Origin of the sequence: Neiella holothuriorum (assembly GCF_019457915.1) — a bacterium.
Classification (GTDB): Bacteria; Pseudomonadota; Gammaproteobacteria; order Enterobacterales; family Neiellaceae; genus Neiella; species Neiella holothuriorum.
On the sequence record NZ_JAHZSS010000017.1, the window covers coordinates 65,308 to 82,226 of the forward strand.

Consider the following 16,919-nt stretch of genomic DNA (forward strand, 5'->3'; position numbering starts at 1 on the left):
ATGAAACCAACACTTTTTACCCGAGTGTTAGCGGGTATTTTATCAATCACTATGGCGTGCTTGCCCTTACATGGTGTGGCCGCTGATGTGCAGCGCCAATCCGGCCTAAGCGGACAACAAGAAGGTAAGCAATTACTGCAAAACTGGACGATGCCCGCACTCAATGGCAATACAATGTCGGTGCCGAATGGCAGTGGTAATGAGTCCATTAACTTGCAAGAGCTTTTCCCTGGTATGGATCAGGGCTCATTGGATGTCTTAACGGGCGTTTATGGCTCTGATGCCAGCATGGATCAATTGGGGACACAGCGCCAAGAGAGCATGGCATCCGAAAGTGGCGCTACGGGTGAAGCATTTCGTTCGCTACAACAGATCAAAGACAGGTCTCGGCCAGATATGGTCAATGATCCCCTTTGGGCATTAACCGATGCGGTTCAAACTGACCCAAATCTATTAACACAAAGCTTCCCAGGCTGTGAGTCTCAAGGTGAAGGAGGCCCAAACTACCAGCAATGTGACAGGCTCAATACAGCGGTTAACAGCTGCACGATTACTCACGATTACACGGCAGGCATTATTGAGCATGTTTCTGGACCGATGAACCTTCGCTCTTGTGGTGAGGGGTGTCTTGAAGTTTGGATAGGACGAATTGGTGACAACTACTGGAGTGGCAGTTGTAAAGTGTTCGAACAGGCCATCACACTCAAAGTCGTGAACCCCGATGCGATTACCTCAGCCGTTCTTGAGTACGCCAAATGGGATGACTACATGCAAGTGTGGCTTGGCGATCAGAAAGTCTGGTCTGGGCCGAACAATAACTTTCCACCAGAAACGGCAGGTCGCTGCGAGCTTAGTACCAGTTGGGAACGCAATCCAAATACCGATCTCACTGCCAAGCTAAAAGCGGTAGAACCAGGTTTAGAAGTGCCGGTGAAAATTCGCGTATCGGTAACGGGTAGTGGTGAGGGCTATGCACGCATCAAGGTGCGCTTTGATCCAACCAAGGTGGTGATGAATGATAGTTGGTCACCACAGTCCTGTATCGAACAAGCAGCGGATATCCCGACGAAGTTTTCAGACTACAGCATTCAATGCACGGATCAGCCGTCTTCAACCAACGGATGTACGGTGGTCAATGGTGTTTCAGTTTGTGAATCCTACTTTGCCCCAAGCCCAGTGGCTGGCATATCGCCTTTGTGTCGGCGTGTACAAGTCAGTGTGGATGACGAAAGCTATAAGGGGGTTGAAAATCAGGCCTGCCAAGTGCTTGAAGCGAATCCTTCCTGTGGATTCATGTCGTCAGAATGTGCCGAAACCAATGATAAAGGTGAATGCATTCGTTTTACCGATACCTATGACTGTGGATTGCAAACCAGCGATCCAAAGTGTGTGGTATCCAACCTTATGCCAAGTAGTTTTGAGGCCTGTGAGCCTACTCAGACGATTACGCCATTTACTGAAACCAAGCATGTACCGGATTACCAGGTGTGCGAAAAGATCAGCACGCTTACTCAGTGTCAGTTAGAGCGACGTGTATCCGCCGAAACACATCAACAAAGCTGGTCCATTGAGCGCGGTTGCTTTAGCTCTGAAACGCTCAGCTTTGTTCCACAGCACAGCAGTACAATGCAAACTGGAAACGCGACACTGAGGATTTTTGATAATCAAAATACTGAGATAAAAATCACCGAGTCGCCGTCCAAGGCAAATGGTTGGAAAACGACACTCTCATTGACGGGCAATAAGGAGACGGTGACTGAGACGAAATCGTCCATTAAATACCCTGAAATGACCTGTCCAAAAGGAACCTTGGTTGGCTCATTGTGTAAAGTCGTCAATGGTTCGATTATTTCGTGGCATGAACCCCAGGAAGTCACTCGTTCCAGATGTGAGTCTGGCTGGAACAAAGTCGATTTCGATACTTGCAGCCGAGAAGTTCAGAAGTGTTTGGCTCCTGCGAAACTGAGCGCTTCATTGACCTTCTCTGGCAAATACTTAGAGCAAGACATTGTTCATCAATCAAGTGATCCGGGCATAGACCAATGCTTGATGCAAACGGATCAGTTTACTGCGGTGCAGTGGCAGTGTTTGGATACGGGCACAAAACGAATCGACGGGTTAACAGTTGGTAGTGGCGAGTTGTCCAATCTTGGAAGCCTTTATCCGGCGGTTGTTTCGTCTCCTGCTCATTTAACCAGTCGCGGCAGCTCTGATGGACTGGGACTCTCATGCTGGAGGGCAAGAGCAACCTACAATGCTTCGACTGCTCATCCAGAGTTCAACATGGGCAGCTCAGATAGCTGGGTAGATGCCAATGGTAATACGCAAACCATCGTCAATAACGGACAAAACACGACCACCAATACGTGTGCCGCGCTAGAGCAAAATCCGGCCTGCCAGTATGTCAGAACCGAATGCACTGAAGGCGGGGCTGGTCATGAAGGCTTCTGTTATATCCAAAGTTTGGTGTATGACTGCGGACAAAGCGTTGAAGTGCAAAATGCACGAATGGAAACTCAATACAACTGTGAGGGACCAGTTCGCTGTATGGGCACAGATTGTTTAGAGCCAGAGTCAATCAAGCAGGCTAACTTTGCAGAAGCCGCTGCGATGCTTAATGCGGCGCAGTTTATGACTAATGATATGTCATGTACGGGAGCTGATGGCCAAGATAACGTTGAGTGTACGGTCTTTAAAGGTAATGCTGGCCAGTGCAAAAAAGCCGTTGGAGGCATAGTAGATTGTTGTGAAAAGCCAAGTGGCGTGTCGTTATCGGATTACATCACAATGATTGTGGCGGTTAACAAGCTTGATACGGCAGTCATGGCCATGAATCCGTCTTCTGCAATCTATGGTTCGTGGAATACGCTTAGGGAACCGATAACGAGTACTTGGAGTGCGGTTAAAGAGCCTTTTGTGTCTGCATGGGACTCTCTCATGGGAGCTGGACCATCAACGGCTGCTGGCGCGGGAGCGGAGCAAGCTGCGACAGGCTTCATGCAGGTGTTGACCAACAAAACGGCTGAATGGGTAGGTACGACCTTTGGTTCGGGGGCGCAATCGGCACTGTTTAGTAACGTTGGTGGCGCGGTTGGAGCCGATGGTGTTGTTTCGGGTGGAAACTTTGCCCTCGGTGGCGCTGCGGGCGCGGTTCTGAGTACGGTTATGACGGCCTACATGATTTACTCTGTCACCATGATCCTCATTCAGCTTATCTGGAAATGTGAGCAGAGTGAGTTTGAAATGAACGCCAAGCGGGTATTGAAGAGTTGCCACTACGTAGGCTCTTACTGCAAGTCTAAGTTCTTAGGTGCTTGTGTTGAGAAACGGCAATCATATTGCTGCTTTACTTCGCCGCTTTCACGGATCATTCAAGAGCAAGTGCGTCCGCAATTAGGCCTTGGTTGGGGAAGTGCCAAGTCACCAAACTGCGAAGGTTTGACCGCGAGTCAGTTAAACCAGGTAGATTGGAGCCAAGTCAATCTGGATGAATGGATAGGTATCTTATCGATCACGGGCAACCTACCCGAAGTACCGTCACTGGATCTGGAAAGACTCACAGGCTCAGGAAGTACGCTAAACGTTGATGGGAACCGTCAAAGTGCCGCAGATAGAGCCATTGAACGGCTAAACGGAATGGATGCAAAGAAACTGCGTCAGGAGGCGACGGAAGAAATTTCGGGGAATAATTGATTCAGATAATTCACCATATCCGTGTGTGCTAAATTGTTGTTTGGCTCGGGATGGCCTGAAATAAGAGGCCATCCTTTTTGCTCACAGGAATAGTTACTTTACTGCTAACTAAATATCGAGCCGAAAGTTTTCTTGTATTTCATCTATCAGTGTTTTTGGCACATCCCATTCTTGAGCAAGCTGACGCCAAGTTGATACGTGCTCAATCGTTGCATCAATAATATCGTCGATCTTTTTCTTGTTAAAAACAGGGCTAAGTTTCTCTAAACTATAGAAATCACTTCGTCTAAAGTTATCTCTTTTACCATTTAAGCTCATCCAATGGCTGTTCACCCATTTACTGCCAGGTTTATAGCTATAAGCTAAATCATAAGCTGGTGCGAGAGACCATTTGTCTTTTTTCAGAATAAAGGCAAAGTTCTTTGAGTGGTCGTCATGATTTCGAGCAATGATATTGAACGTCATGCGCTTGAATAGCTGCTCAGCTTCAACAGCAGAAAGCTTCAACTGTCTGGCTATGCCAAATAACTCTGCGTAAGAAAATGCCCCCGGCTTTTTATAATCAACGTGGGCAAGCCCGTTAAGCGTTTGTACGTGTACCTTGCTGTTTTTAATTCGATCAAACCGTTGTGTAATAAAGTGGCGTCGGTTGCCTTCATGGAGTAAGCGGCATGGCATCATATCGACACCGCATTTTTTAGCCATTAAATGATAAACAAACTCCATTGCTCCATAGCCTAATGGGTCACCGAAGGTTTCTTGATTTTTGTTATGCTCACTAACTCCGTCAAATTTCATCAAATAATGAGTAAAACCACTTGGCACTTTGGCTTGGCCGGAGCGAACTTGAGTAAAATCTTCATTAAATGCTAACACGGCTTTCGGTCGTGCTCCTCCTGCACTCATGCCAACTGATAATAAAGACATCATTGCCTCTCTATCGTCTTGGCCATTTTGTTTTAGTTCTACTTCAAAATTACCTCGTGAATCTAAGATTTCTTGTGCAATAGAAACTAGCGATTGGATTTCTACTTGTTGTGAAGCATTTAAACTTCGTAACTTTGTAGCTGGCGCATACTCAAGAGCTCCCATGCCTCGCTTTCCCGTATATTGGAGGCGTTGAAGTGGTGTAATGTCACCCGGAGAGCGACCTTGACCTGCAACCCATGCGTTGAGAACTGCGTTACCAAAATCATCAGGTAAGGAGTCAGCTATTAAACCTGGTAGTCCTTTAAAGGTATTGAAATCCAGTTCGGGAAAGCTATAAATGCGATTCGATAATGGCATTTTGATTGGGGATAGCTCGACACCTTTTTTTATGAATCCTGGATCATATTCAAATGATCCAAGTCCCTTTTCAGTGTCAAAACTCACTGCTCCAACAACATCGTCTTGGTATGTTATTGTAATGACTTCCATTACCATTCTGGTGCTTCCTCATCTTTGTTACTACGCTGGCCAGAGGCTCTCTGCCTTTTCTTGCCTTGCAGTTTGGCCAGCTGTAAGGGAGAAATTTCTTGTTTAGGGAGAAAAAGATCAATCTGCTGTGTGAGGTCTAATGCCATTAATATAGCAATCATGATGTCGAGCTGAACTTTTCCCTTTTCTGCATTCAAAACCGTTTTGCGGGCAATGCCAGCAAGCTGTGCAACTTCAGATTGTGTTAGGTCTCGATTGAGTCGAGCTTGCTTCAATCTGTCGCCGATCTCTTCTGCTAATGCTGTAGCTGTCATGTCTCTCACTATAAAGCCCTACTTTGGTTACACTATGCGAGCCATTCTCACTTAATGTTCTTAATTTAGGACTTTAATGCGATATTGTCAAATTATAATTTTAGCGTCCCTAATTGGTTACATTAAGTTGGTTTTCACTCTTTAGAGTAACTATATGTGGACTTTATGTGATTTATAGGAAGCCCCTTTGAGAGGGGCTGGTTGATGGGAGCCTAGTTGGCTAGTTGGCGGGGACCAGCTGTTTCCTCTTCAGTGATATCGTCATCGGTTGAAGGCACCGCTTGTTCAACTTCTGCTTCTTTACCCTTGGCTTGAGCTGATTTTCGTGCTCGAATTTCGATATCAATAATGCGTCGAGCCAGTTTGATGATGCGCTGTTGCCATGCGTAGTTGCCATCAACACGTTGCTTGTTGCTAAGCACGCTAGACAACCAGAGAGTGTCCATTGAGATCATCAAAGCATCGAGTTTGCGAACTAAGCCGACAAACTGGCCAACCTGAGGCGAGCTTATTTTGGCGTTGAAGGTAATCGGGTCCGTGTAGTCAGGTACTTCATCGATGCCGTTGGACTCCATCAGTTTGTCCAAACGAGCTTGTTCGCTGTCTACCGCCTTAGCGCAATCCTCGATCAACTGGCTAATGATCTGTTCCACTTCATCAATTTCGTTCTCATCGCCAATGATGCGTAGGATGACATCGATTCCGTAAAGTGCACTGACCGTCCGTCTAAAAACACGGTCAACGACACGTTGCGCCTGTAAGCTGTTAATTGTGAATGATTGTTCAAAGATGGGTTTTGAGTAATTGGGTTTTGCTTGGGCCATAAGTTTGCTCCTGATATGACAATAATCAGTCCCTAGCCTAATCCTCTGTGCGGTAATGGCCTTTCAGCTAGGTGGAAGAATTGAGCATCTTTCTAACTATCCTGTCTGGATAAGACGGTTACACTGACTATCAAATATTGCTGATCTGTTTCAGTGATATCCGCGCCTGAGAGCATGAGCTCAAAGGAAGCCCGCCGCTGAGTTTTCTCAGTGGTACTAAGAGGTAGCTAGCCTCCTTAAACAAATAGCCTGCATGTTTTTACATGCTCAACCATGCGTTCCTTGCGGTTCGCCTTTTCACCACCCAACTGGGGGAGTTTTCCCCAGTTGGGGGTGACTCCTTCAAAACCAACATTAGGAGTCACCAATGGAATATATCTTCGGATTTATTATCCAACTCGCAGGCATTATGTTGCTTGCAAAACTGAGCTGGTCGCTTTTGCGATTACTTGCTCGTCAAAGCGTGCGCCCGTTTCGATTTGTACTTACTCAAATCAAGCGTTTGCTCACACCAACACCAAAACGTCGTCCAATGGCAGTGCCTAAAGCTCCTGGTATGCCCCGTTTGACATCTGCGTTTTACAAAGAGCCACATCAGTACGATATGGCTTTACTCGAAATACCAACCTATCTGCGCCGTCAGTCTTCTTTGCCCAGCCGGGCAGAAACGACTGTGTGCACAGAGTTCAACTAAGACGAGGAGAACACCATGAAAAACCAAGTAACACTCATAGGCTACGTTGGCTCTGAGCCAGAGACGCGAGCCTATCCATCAGGTGATTTAGTGACCAGCATTTCACTGGCCACTTCTGAGAAATGGCGCGACCGTCAATCCAATGAGCTCAAAGAGCATACGGAATGGCATCGGGTCGTTTTTCGAGATCGTGGTGGATTTAAGTTAGGGCTAAGAGCAAAAGATTTGATCCAAAAAGGAGCGAAGCTTTTTGTTCAAGGGCCTCAGCGCACGCGCTCATGGGAGAAAGATGGCATTAAGCATCGATTGACCGAAGTGGACGCGGATGAGTTTCTGCTTCTTGATAGTGTGAACAAAGCATCTGAGCCATCACCGGCGGATGATGCGAGCTCCCAAGCTAATTGGGCACAAACTTATCCTGAACCAGATTTTTAACCGAGCGATAACGCTTTAACCCAGCCGGGAGTACTTTCCCGTCAGGGGCAGACTCCCACTTTGATTGTCGGAGTCCATAATGGAAAAACCAAAGCTAATCCAACGCTTTGCTGAGCGCTTTAGTGTCGATCCAAACAAGTTGTTCGATACCCTAAAAGCAACAGCATTCAAGCAACGTGACGGTAGTGCACCGACCAATGAGCAGATGATGGCGCTCTTGGTGGTTGCAGATCAGTACGGTTTGAACCCTTTCACCAAAGAGATTTTTGCGTTCCCTGATAAACAAGCTGGGATTATCCCAGTGGTAGGTGTCGATGGATGGTCTCGCATCATCAATCAACACGACCAGTTTGATGGCATGGAGTTCAAGACTTCAGAAAACAAAGTCTCACTGGATGGCGCGAAAGAATGCCCTGAATGGATGGAATGCATCATCTATCGGCGCGACCGTTCGCACCCAGTCAAAATCACTGAGTATCTGGATGAAGTCTATCGACCGCCTTTTGAAGGTAATGGCAAAAATGGCCCTTACCGTGTAGATGGTCCATGGCAGACGCACACTAAGCGAATGCTAAGACATAAATCCATGATCCAGTGTTCCCGCATTGCGTTTGGCTTTGTGGGAATTTTCGATCAAGACGAAGCGGAGCGAATTATCGAAGGCCAAGCAACACACGTTGTTGAGCCATCTGTGATTCCACCCGAGCAAGTTGATGATCGAACCCGAGGGCTTGTTTACAAGCTTATCGAGCGGGCGGAAGCTTCAAACGCTTGGAATAGTGCATTGGAATATGCCAATGAACATTTTCAAGGTGTTGAGCTGACGTTTGCGAAGCAAGAAATCTTTAATGCTCAGCAACAAGCAGCCAAAGCGCTCACACAGCCTTTAGCTTCTTAGCGCCACGCATTCATTTTACTAACCCTGGCGGGATTATTCTCCCGTCAGGGGGAAGGTCTCGTCTTTTTTTTGGAGATCTTCCATGACTAAATCAGCCTCACTTTTTCGCTTGGTATTGGTTGTTGCCCTTGTCTTAGGTTCGATTCAAGCCGGTAAAGCGGCAATTGATTCGGTTCAAGCAAGTGTTGTTCAGCACCAAACAGCGTTAGCACAAGCTGCAAAGTAACCACTTAACCCTGAAGGGGAGTTCTCTCCTTCAGGGGAGTCTCCCTTCAAAGGAGGCAATATGAAGGTTATCGACCTATCACAACGTACTCCTGCATGGCACCAGTGGCGCATTGCAGGGGTTACGGCATCTGAAGCCCCAATTATTATGGGGCGTTCACCCTACAAAACACCTTGGCGATTATGGGCAGAAAAAACCGGATTCGTATTACCGGAAGACCTGTCGAATAATCCAAATGTGCTTCGTGGTATAAGGTTGGAGCCTCAAGCAAGGCGAGCATTTGAGAATGCGCATAATGACTTTCTTCTGCCGTCATGTGCAGAAGCCGATCATAACGCAATCTTTCGAGCCAGCTTTGATGGCATCAACGATGCGGGCGAACCCGTTGAACTGAAATGTCCTTGCCAGTCAGTTTTTGAGGATGTGCAAGCTCACCGAGAACAAAGCGAGGCGTACCAGTTGTATTGGGTGCAAGTACAGCATCAAATACTGGTCGCCAATAGCACGCGAGGTTGGTTGGTTTTCTATTTTGAGGATCAACTGATTGAGTTTGAAATACAGCGAGACGCGGCGTTCTTAACTGAGTTGCAAGAAACAGCGCTTCAGTTTTGGGAGTTAGTACAGACCAAAAAAGAGCCGTCAAAATGCCCTGAGCAAGATTGTTTTGTTCCCAAGGGTGAAGCCCAATACCGTTGGACATCGCTGTCTCGACAGTATTGCTCAGCACATGCCGAAGTGGTCCGACTGGAAAATCACATTAAATCTTTGAAAGAGGAAATGCGAGACGCCCAGTCAAAATTGGTCGCCATGATGGGTAACTACGCTCATGCCGACTATGCTGGGGTCAAACTCAGCCGCTACATGATGGCGGGCACGGTGGACTATAAGCAATTGGCCACCGATAAGTTAGGCGAGCTGGATGAACAGGTTTTAGCCGCTTACCGAAAAGCGCCACAAGAGCGGTTGCGCATTAGCACCAATAAGCCAGAGCAGCCCGTTGAAACACCAATCAAAATCAGTCTTGAGCAAGATAACTTGGTTCTGCCAGGTGACTCGCCGAGCTCATTTTACTTTTAACGTTCACTTGGAGCCGATTTCGGCTCCTTTCTCATGCGCTTACATCGAGTGCATCAGAAAGCAGTTTCACTCGTAGCCAATGCTGGGTACGAATGATAGAGCGAGCTGAACTCTTACATACACAGCCATACCACAATCAACACACCACCCGACGGGGACTTCATTCCCTGTTGGGGCATGGGGCCTCGTTAAAACTAATGAGGTTTACCATGACAGAACAATCCCCATTTTTGGTTCAAGTGAATCAAGCGTTTAATGTCCCGGCTCCTGATGCTTTCGTTCTGGAAGGATATGGTGCCGACACTACCCATCCAAACATTCCCGTTCGCAAGGACGAGTATGTTTTTAGAAAAGAAGACTTACGTGACGTATTGGCGTTCTTGTCTCACCCAGACGGTGACGGTTTGTATATTACAGGCCCCACGGGATGCGGTAAGACCTCGCTAATTTGCCAAGTTGCTTCTCGATTGAATTGGCCTGTTCAGCAAATTACTGCGCACGGTCGATTGGAGTTGTCCGATCTTATCGGTCACCACACACTGGTTAATGGCAACATGACCTTTGTGTATGGGCCGCTGGCACTGGCTGTCAAGCATGGCCATTTGCTGATCATTAATGAAATGGATCTTGCTGAGCCTGCTGAACTGGCTGGGCTCAATGACATTTTGGAAGGTGCCCCGTTGGTCATCGCACAAAATGGCGGTGAGATCATCATGCCACATGCCAAGTTTCGTTTTATCGCTACCGGCAACAGTGCGGGCAGCGGTGACCAAACGGGCTTGTATCAAGGTGTGCTCCAACAGAATTTGGCTTTTCTTGATCGCTTTAGAATCATCGAAGCGACCTATGCAGAGCCTTCTGTAGAGGAAGCCATTCTGGAGAACGTTGCGCCGGGCTTGCCAGAAGTCTTTCGCCAGAAAATGGTGAAAGTGGCTGGTGACATTCGTCGTCTCTTTATTGGGGGCGCGGATGGCGGTGCTGAGCTTAGTATCACCATGTCCACTCGGACCTTGGTGCGCTGGGCAAAGTTAACACTTGCTTTCAAAGGTGCTCCTAACGCAGTGGAGTATGCACTGGTTCGGTCTTTGACGGCTCGTGCTGAGTTGGAGCAACGTGAAGCTATTCACCGTATTGCCGCTGATGTCTTCGGTGACCACTGGGAGGATTGATGATGGAAAAGTGCTTTGCTCTTTACCGTTACAGTCATTCTGATGGGACAGCCAAAGAATGGGCCATTTACGTTGGATCAGACACCCAGGAGATTGAAGTTCGGTTTGGAAAAGCTGGTCAAATGTCGCAGCAGCGATTGATTGACTCGACTGATCCTAACGCTGAAGCAGACCGACGAATCAATGAGAAAATCAACAAGGGTTATCGATTTGTTGGACACGTCGGCATTGATCATCAAGGGCGGCCATTTGAACTCTCAAATGCGCTAGATAGCGTCGCGTGCGCCAATAACGTCAGTTGGGAGTTTCGTACTCGCAAGGACGTCAATGGCCAAATCTCGCTGGCTCAAAAAGCGTTGTTCGATATGGCAAAGCTGCTTGAAGCCTATGGCTTGGCTGTTATTGATGATAACCAGGTCAGGATTGGAAAATGGTCATTAGGGTTTTGCAAAAGCGGATTACCTAGTACCAATCAAATCAGCATGGTGTCAGGTGAAGGCGCTGGCATTGTTAACACTGATGATGGCCCGTGGCCATTGTTGCTGTTACTGGCCTTTAAGCGTCAATTACCACCATTGTGTTCGCTCACAGTAGCGAGTCCTGAAGGGATAGAAGTATCCGACCAACTGAAGTTGGAAAAAGATGTATTGCGGTTGCTAGGCAGTGATTTAGAGCGGGTTCGCCCGATTGCTGAAGCACTGGACTTAATGCCTGCGAAAATCGATCTCAACCAATCGTCGCCTGATTCGCAAAATTACTATTTCTGATAGTGGTATTGCCATTAGCGCGTCAACTACTACCACCCAAACGGGGGCCATTGCTCCTGTTTGGAGTGGTGCGTCCCCATCTCGCATGAGGATGCACTATGAGTATTCAAACCCTCGACAAACTTTTGATTTGTCACATCGACTGTTCCATCTGGAGCGGTAGAAAAAAACTAAGGCCTGAAGATTTCAGATTAGCCAATGGCAGCCAACTTCCACCGAAGGATGTTGCCAGCTTAGGGAGTAAAAAAATTTGCGACCCAGAGGCATTGGCGAACTTTGAACGGCTTAAAAAAGAAGCGCAGCGCTTGTGTGAGCAAGTCGGTGTGCGGTTTTTAGGTGGCTATGCCGTCCCTGAAGACCGAATTGATCAGATTGTTCCAGAGCTTGACCGGATCGGTCAGGAGTTTGCGCAGTGTAAGCAGTTGTTCTTGGACAACTATGATCAGGTGACGTTTGACTGGGTTGCGAAACACCCGGAATTTGCAGATGCAATCCGGCGTGCGCTGTCACCCATCGAAGACGTGGAACAACGGCTTCAGTTCGATTATGCCATCTATCGAATGCAACCGGCTGAACAAGCTGGAGGCTTAGATGACAAGGTCAATGGTATGGGACACACCCTCTTTAGGGAGGTGGCTCGTGATGCCAATGAACTGTTTGAGCGTTCCGTTGCAGGCAAGAATCAAATCAGTCAGCGAGCCCTTAATCCGCTCAAGCGATTAAGAGACAAGTTGGATGGTTTGTCCTTCCTGGATCATCGAGTTCAGCCGATGGTTGAAGCGATGGACAATTTATTTGTTCGTCTGCCGAAGACCGGCCCTGTGACAGACAATCTCTATCACGAACTGATGGCGACCATTTTAATTTTGTCTGATCCAGACAAGATGAGAATGCACGGTGAAGGTCAATTGGATATCAGACAACTGATGCCCAAACCTGAACCTAAACCCGCACAGCCAGTATCTGCTCAGGCAGATAACTTACGTGCAATACCCCAACCAACCGTCAGACCAAACCTTGGTGCGACTGTACCAAACTCATTTTATTTCTAACGTCCTTGAGGGCATGTTGCCCTGAAGGGCGCATGTCCTCTGAACTATGTAAGAGGAAATTATGCAATCAACCATCCATAACCCCAGCCAACTGAACCAGTTTGAAGCACATTTTCGTGGTGTGACTGATGCGGTTGAAAGTGAATCGATACCAGAAGTGGCGTGTTGTCGAACGTTAGTACAACGGTCGTACTCAACACATAGTGTCGTGATCCCCAAGAATCCTGTTTTGATCGCAGATGCGGACGAACAAGGAGCTTGGGTAACGGCCATGGTATTTGTTCCAAACATGGCATTGCAGCAAACCGCTTTTGAGCGGGCCTGGCTGCAATATCAACACGAGGTGTCTACTCAGTTACAAGATCAGTACGGTCTGACATTGGATGACATCCTGAGTTTAGACCAGCTTAAAACGTCATTTGAGCAGCACGAGAGTCCAGCTCAATTGGTGGCTTGGTTAGGTCAAAAATACGACCTGGATAAGCTAAAAGCACAGGTTTAAACATCCATATTCCCAGCGGGGAAACGCTCCCGCTGAGGGAGTATTCCCCCTAATGATTAGGAGACTCCCATGAATCATCCATTAAAAAATGCACTGCCAATCGTTGCCGCCGCTTATGGCGAAAAGTTTGGTGTGAAGGTGCTTATTCAAGGACAAGATGCGTTTACCGATGGTGAGCGGATTGTGATCCCAACAGCAAACCCAGACGACCCACACTATCAACAGATAGCTTGGGGTTATCTGGCTCATGAAGCGGCGCATATTCGGCATACCAATTTTGACATGGTGCAGAAGGCGTCGTCCAAACCGATCCGTAAGGCACTTCTCAATATCATTGAGGACGTTCGCATTGAAAACGAATTGGCAAAGGATTACCCCGGAACCCGGCGCAGTATTTCGCAAGTGATTGAGTACATGGTAGACACTCAGCAAATGTGTGTACCTGAACAGCTTGAGCCTGCATCTAACTTGCAAGCCTGGTTGTTGTTCCGCTTGAGATGCCATTTTCTGGGCCAGAAAGCGCTGACGCCTTTGTATCAAGCAGTTGATGAAAGAGTGAGACAACTCTTTCCTGCCGCAGCGATGAGCCGGTTAAGCGCCATGCTGACAGCAGTGCCTAGCTTAGGGTCTACAGGTGAAGTGCTGAAACTTGTCGATGCCATCGTTGCCATGTTGGAAGAAGAATCTCGTCCACCACAGGATGAGTCGGATGCTGATAGCGGTAATGACATTGGACAAGATTCGAGTAATGACAGCAATAGCAGTAGTGACAGTCAAACCCCGGAAACAGGTTCGTCTGCAACAGGGGATGCTGCTGAAACGGGTGATTCTGATAACTCTGATCAAGCTGACAACTTGCGACAAGCCTTAGAGGCCAGTGCCGCTCAGTTTGAACCCGATACCTTTGCACAAGTGGCAGAAGTGTTGTCGGAACAAGCTGAAGGACATCAGGGCGTCACTCCACTCAGTTTGCCCCAAGCAGAGCAGGCAATGTTGGGTGATGAGGCTATTTTGACCTTATCGGCGTCGGAGTCTGCTCAAATTCGAGCCCGACTTAGGGGCATGGTTCAGTCCAGTCAGGACAATCGGAATCATGTCAAAAGGCACGGTCTTCGAGTTGCAACCCATCGTCTTGCCGCTTCACAAGCAGGTGAGTCGAGATTGTTTATTCAAAGGCAACCTCGCATTGCGCCTAATGCTGCTGTGCACTTGCTGGTCGATATATCGGGTTCAATGGGTAAACCCATTGGCGAAGGTAATCGAAAGTACTTTCATGTTGCCAATGAAGCTGCTTTGGCTTTGGCCATGGCACTGGAAGGCATACCGGGTGTTGTACCTGCGGTCAGTTATTTTCCTGGTATTCATCAGGAAGTTTCTATCGCGTTATTGCCCAAGCAATCGGTTCGACATCGGGCCGCCTGTTTTGACCAAAAACCACGAGGTTGTACGCCTATGGCACAAGCGATGTGGTTTGCTGCAAACAGTTTGTTAGCACAAAAACAGAAGCGAAAGCTAATGATAGTGCTAACGGATGGTGACCCAGATGATTGGGCTGCTACGCATGACATTGTTGACCGGTGCAGACGAAGTGGCTTTGAGCTGCTGGGAATAGGGATTCAAACACGCAGTGTTGAGAGATTCTTTCCACAAAGCATCGTGATTAACGACGTCAAAGATCTAAAGCGTGAGTTATTCGAAGTAACACAACAACTGTTAATTCAGTAACCACATCCATTTTACCACCCTGCGGGGACGATTCCGTCCCCGTCTGGGCATGGGTTCGTCTCCGTTTTTTTGGAGACTCCTATGAAAAACAAAAAATTCTTAGCTGGCGAAGAAGCCGGTACTTACATCGTTCCTGAGCAGGTGACCGAAGCCGATATATTAGATATGGCGCTCAAGCTTGCTCGTGGTCGATTGAGTAAAGGTCGCAAAATTGAACAGCCATCGTCGGCGTTCTCATACCTGCAAACACTGATGCACGAGTATGAGCACGAAGTCTTTGGAGTGCTGTTTCTTGATACAAAGCATCGCGTTATTCGATTTGAAGAGCTGTTCAAAGGCACTTTAGATGCGGCGAGCGTGTATCCAAGGGAAGTAACAAAGCGTGCGCTAGAGCTTAATGCGGCAGCAGTGATACTGGTTCATAACCATCCATCGGGTGATCCTGAACCTAGTGAAGCTGATAAACGCATCACTCATCGACTCCGTGACGCCTTGTCACTTGTTGATATTCGAACGCTTGACCATGTTGTGGTCGCATCCGAGGGCTGCGTTTCGCTTGCCGAACGCGGTTATCTTTAATGAATGGGCGCATTGCCCATTCTCCTACATCACAAAAGCAGTCCCATCAACACACATCATCACAGCTCGAATTTCTATTTGAGTTTGATGATGCCCCAGTCACTTGGTCTGACACGGAAATCTGGCAGTTACGCGAAGGCATTCTATTGGATGCGATCCGTGTGTTGCTGGACGGTCGTGTCAGTACTCGGTTGCGCAAGGATGTGTTGTCGTGGATTCAAAATGACGAATTAGCGCCATTTTGCTTTCGTGTTTGCGCAATGGCTGCGGTTGTCGATCCTGATGTGCTTCGTGATTCCATCATGTGGCTATTAAGACGACATGGTATCCGGCTTGACTAACGCTCCTGCATTAACCGAACGGCTAATGCAGGACCTAAGCTGACTTTTACCTCATGTGGTAGGAGTCGGCATTTTACTTAAGGAGGTTATATGGCGTTACCTTTACAAATTGACACAGTAAGGCCATATCTCAATGGCCAATGGCTTCAAGTCTTGGCGGCATTGGTGCCAGAACTTGATGCCGCTATTGCTCGAAAAGGACGTCATGTGGCTTGTCCTGTTCATGGCGGTCGTGATGGCTTTAGGCTATTCAAAGATGCTGAATATACCGGAGGTGGCGTTTGTAACACCTGCGGTATCTTTCATGATGGCTTTGAACTGTTGTCTTGGATTAATGGATGGAACTTTGCCCAGTCTGTTGAAGCAATTGGCCAAGTTCTAGGTATTCAACCCGGACAAATACAAGCACCTTCTCGGGCAATACCGAGTAACGCTGTTGATTGGAAGGCTAGAAAGCAGGACGAGGACAAAGCGATTATCCATCGCTTGAATCAAACCTGGGGAGAAACGTTATCCCTTGCGGATACTCGTGCGCAACCAGTTTGGAACTACTTGCATCGTCGTGGCATTGTTACCCGGCTTCGTCCTGAATGGGATTCGGTGCTGAGGTTTCATCCAAACTTGCCTTACCATGATGAAGATGGTCTGTTTATCGATAGCTACCCAGCGCTGCTAGGTAAAATCGTTACTCAGCAAGGGCGTTCGGCCACGTTTCATCGGATCTACCTAAGTGAAGATGGATTCAAAGCGCCGGTTGAAAAGCCTAAAAAGATGATGCCGATACCAAGTGACAGAACAATCACTGGTGGTGCCATTCCGATAGGTGAGCCTGGTGAGGTATTAGGTGTTTCTGAAGGCATCGAAACAGCTTTAGCGGTTACCAGAGCTACGGGACAGACATGTTGGTCGGTTGTGAATGCAACGCTACTGGCTAGGTTTGAACCACCAAGTAATGTGAAAATGCTGTACATCTGGGCAGATCACGATCTCTCTGAGACCGGCCTGAATGCAGCGAATGAACTCAAGAAAAAAGCCTGGCAAAAAGGCATTCTGACACAAGTTCTGATCCCTCCGATACCAACGTCACTTGGCGTGAAAAGTTGGGATTGGAATGATGTGCTGAATGTTTACGGTGCCATGGGCTTTCCGAAAGTTCATATCTGATCCAAGGGGCTTCGGCCCCTTTTTTTGCGCCTTGCATATT

At 47.7% G+C, this 16,919-nt stretch carries 17 protein-coding genes; 14 read left to right on the plus strand and 3 right to left on the minus strand.

Annotated elements, in window-relative coordinates:
* Positions 1-3,693, plus strand: coding sequence for a conjugal transfer protein TraN (traN, locus tag K0504_RS13395; protein ID WP_220104679.1), 3,693 nt, complete (start codon positions 1-3; stop codon positions 3,691-3,693).
* Between the two features lie 108 nt (positions 3,694-3,801).
* Here the strand turns inward: traN and K0504_RS13400 are convergent, their stop codons facing one another.
* The 3 genes from K0504_RS13400 to K0504_RS13410 all read right to left on the minus strand — a co-directional run bounded on the left by K0504_RS13400 (position 3,802) and on the right by K0504_RS13410 (position 6,250).
* On the minus strand, positions 3,802-5,118 hold the full coding sequence (locus K0504_RS13400; RefSeq protein WP_220104680.1) for a type II toxin-antitoxin system HipA family toxin: 1,317 nt from the start codon (positions 5,116-5,118) through the stop codon (positions 3,802-3,804).
* Positions 5,112-5,426, minus strand: a complete 315-nt coding sequence (locus tag K0504_RS13405) for a helix-turn-helix transcriptional regulator (protein ID WP_220104681.1) — start codon at positions 5,424-5,426, stop codon at positions 5,112-5,114. Before K0504_RS13405 ends, K0504_RS13400 begins: the two co-directional genes overlap by 7 nt.
* A 212-nt stretch (positions 5,427-5,638) precedes the next feature.
* A complete protein-coding gene (locus tag K0504_RS13410; protein ID WP_220104682.1) occupies positions 5,639-6,250 on the minus strand; it encodes a hypothetical protein in 612 nt (203 codons plus the stop codon).
* 367 nt (positions 6,251-6,617) lie between these two features.
* On the opposite strand from K0504_RS13410, the gene K0504_RS13415 reads away from it, so the two are divergent.
* From K0504_RS13415 to K0504_RS13475, 13 genes are all read left to right on the plus strand, one after another.
* Positions 6,618-6,944, plus strand: a complete 327-nt coding sequence (locus K0504_RS13415) for a plasmid-related protein (RefSeq protein WP_220104683.1) — start codon at positions 6,618-6,620, stop codon at positions 6,942-6,944.
* Between the two features lie 15 nt (positions 6,945-6,959).
* The gene (locus K0504_RS13420; protein WP_012368368.1) at positions 6,960-7,379 is read left to right on the plus strand and encodes a single-stranded DNA-binding protein; all 420 of its coding nucleotides are present in this window, start codon (positions 6,960-6,962) and stop codon (positions 7,377-7,379) included.
* Between the two features lie 79 nt (positions 7,380-7,458).
* Positions 7,459-8,277 carry a phage recombination protein Bet gene (bet, locus tag K0504_RS13425; RefSeq protein ID WP_000414662.1) on the plus strand — a complete coding sequence of 273 codons (819 nt, stop codon included), beginning with the start codon at positions 7,459-7,461 and terminating at the stop codon, positions 8,275-8,277.
* A gap of 82 nt (positions 8,278-8,359) precedes the next feature.
* Positions 8,360-8,503: a hypothetical protein gene (locus K0504_RS13430; RefSeq protein WP_015066581.1), complete on the plus strand. Its 144-nt coding sequence runs from the start codon at positions 8,360-8,362 to the stop codon at positions 8,501-8,503.
* Between the two features lie 60 nt (positions 8,504-8,563).
* Positions 8,564-9,580 carry a YqaJ viral recombinase family nuclease gene (locus K0504_RS13435; protein WP_024015926.1) on the plus strand — a complete coding sequence of 339 codons (1,017 nt, stop codon included), beginning with the start codon at positions 8,564-8,566 and terminating at the stop codon, positions 9,578-9,580.
* A 209-nt stretch (positions 9,581-9,789) separates the two neighbouring features.
* Positions 9,790-10,749: an AAA family ATPase gene (locus K0504_RS13440; protein ID WP_067206276.1), complete on the plus strand. Its 960-nt coding sequence runs from the start codon at positions 9,790-9,792 to the stop codon at positions 10,747-10,749.
* A 2-nt stretch (positions 10,750-10,751) separates the two neighbouring features.
* Positions 10,752-11,516 (plus strand): hypothetical protein, encoded by a 765-nt coding sequence (locus K0504_RS13445; RefSeq protein ID WP_449867079.1) that lies wholly within the window; start codon positions 10,752-10,754, stop codon positions 11,514-11,516.
* A gap of 98 nt (positions 11,517-11,614) precedes the next feature.
* On the plus strand, positions 11,615-12,568 hold the full coding sequence (locus K0504_RS13450) for a DUF3150 domain-containing protein (RefSeq protein ID WP_220104685.1): 954 nt from the start codon (positions 11,615-11,617) through the stop codon (positions 12,566-12,568).
* Positions 12,569-12,629: 61 nt separating this feature from the next.
* Positions 12,630-13,070: a hypothetical protein gene (locus K0504_RS13455; RefSeq protein WP_001192020.1), complete on the plus strand. Its 441-nt coding sequence runs from the start codon at positions 12,630-12,632 to the stop codon at positions 13,068-13,070.
* Positions 13,071-13,139: 69 nt separating this feature from the next.
* A complete protein-coding gene (locus tag K0504_RS13460; RefSeq protein ID WP_032482361.1) occupies positions 13,140-14,795 on the plus strand; it encodes a VWA domain-containing protein in 1,656 nt (551 codons plus the stop codon).
* An 81-nt stretch (positions 14,796-14,876) separates the two neighbouring features.
* Positions 14,877-15,374 carry a RadC family protein gene (gene radC / locus K0504_RS13465; RefSeq protein ID WP_000791199.1) on the plus strand — a complete coding sequence of 166 codons (498 nt, stop codon included), beginning with the start codon at positions 14,877-14,879 and terminating at the stop codon, positions 15,372-15,374.
* Positions 15,374-15,715, plus strand: coding sequence for a plasmid-related protein (locus tag K0504_RS13470; protein ID WP_220104686.1), 342 nt, complete (start codon positions 15,374-15,376; stop codon positions 15,713-15,715). Before radC ends, K0504_RS13470 begins: the two co-directional genes overlap by 1 nt.
* A gap of 90 nt (positions 15,716-15,805) precedes the next feature.
* A complete protein-coding gene (locus tag K0504_RS13475; RefSeq protein ID WP_220104687.1) occupies positions 15,806-16,879 on the plus strand; it encodes a DUF7146 domain-containing protein in 1,074 nt (357 codons plus the stop codon).
* Positions 16,880-16,919: the final 40 nt, after the last annotated feature.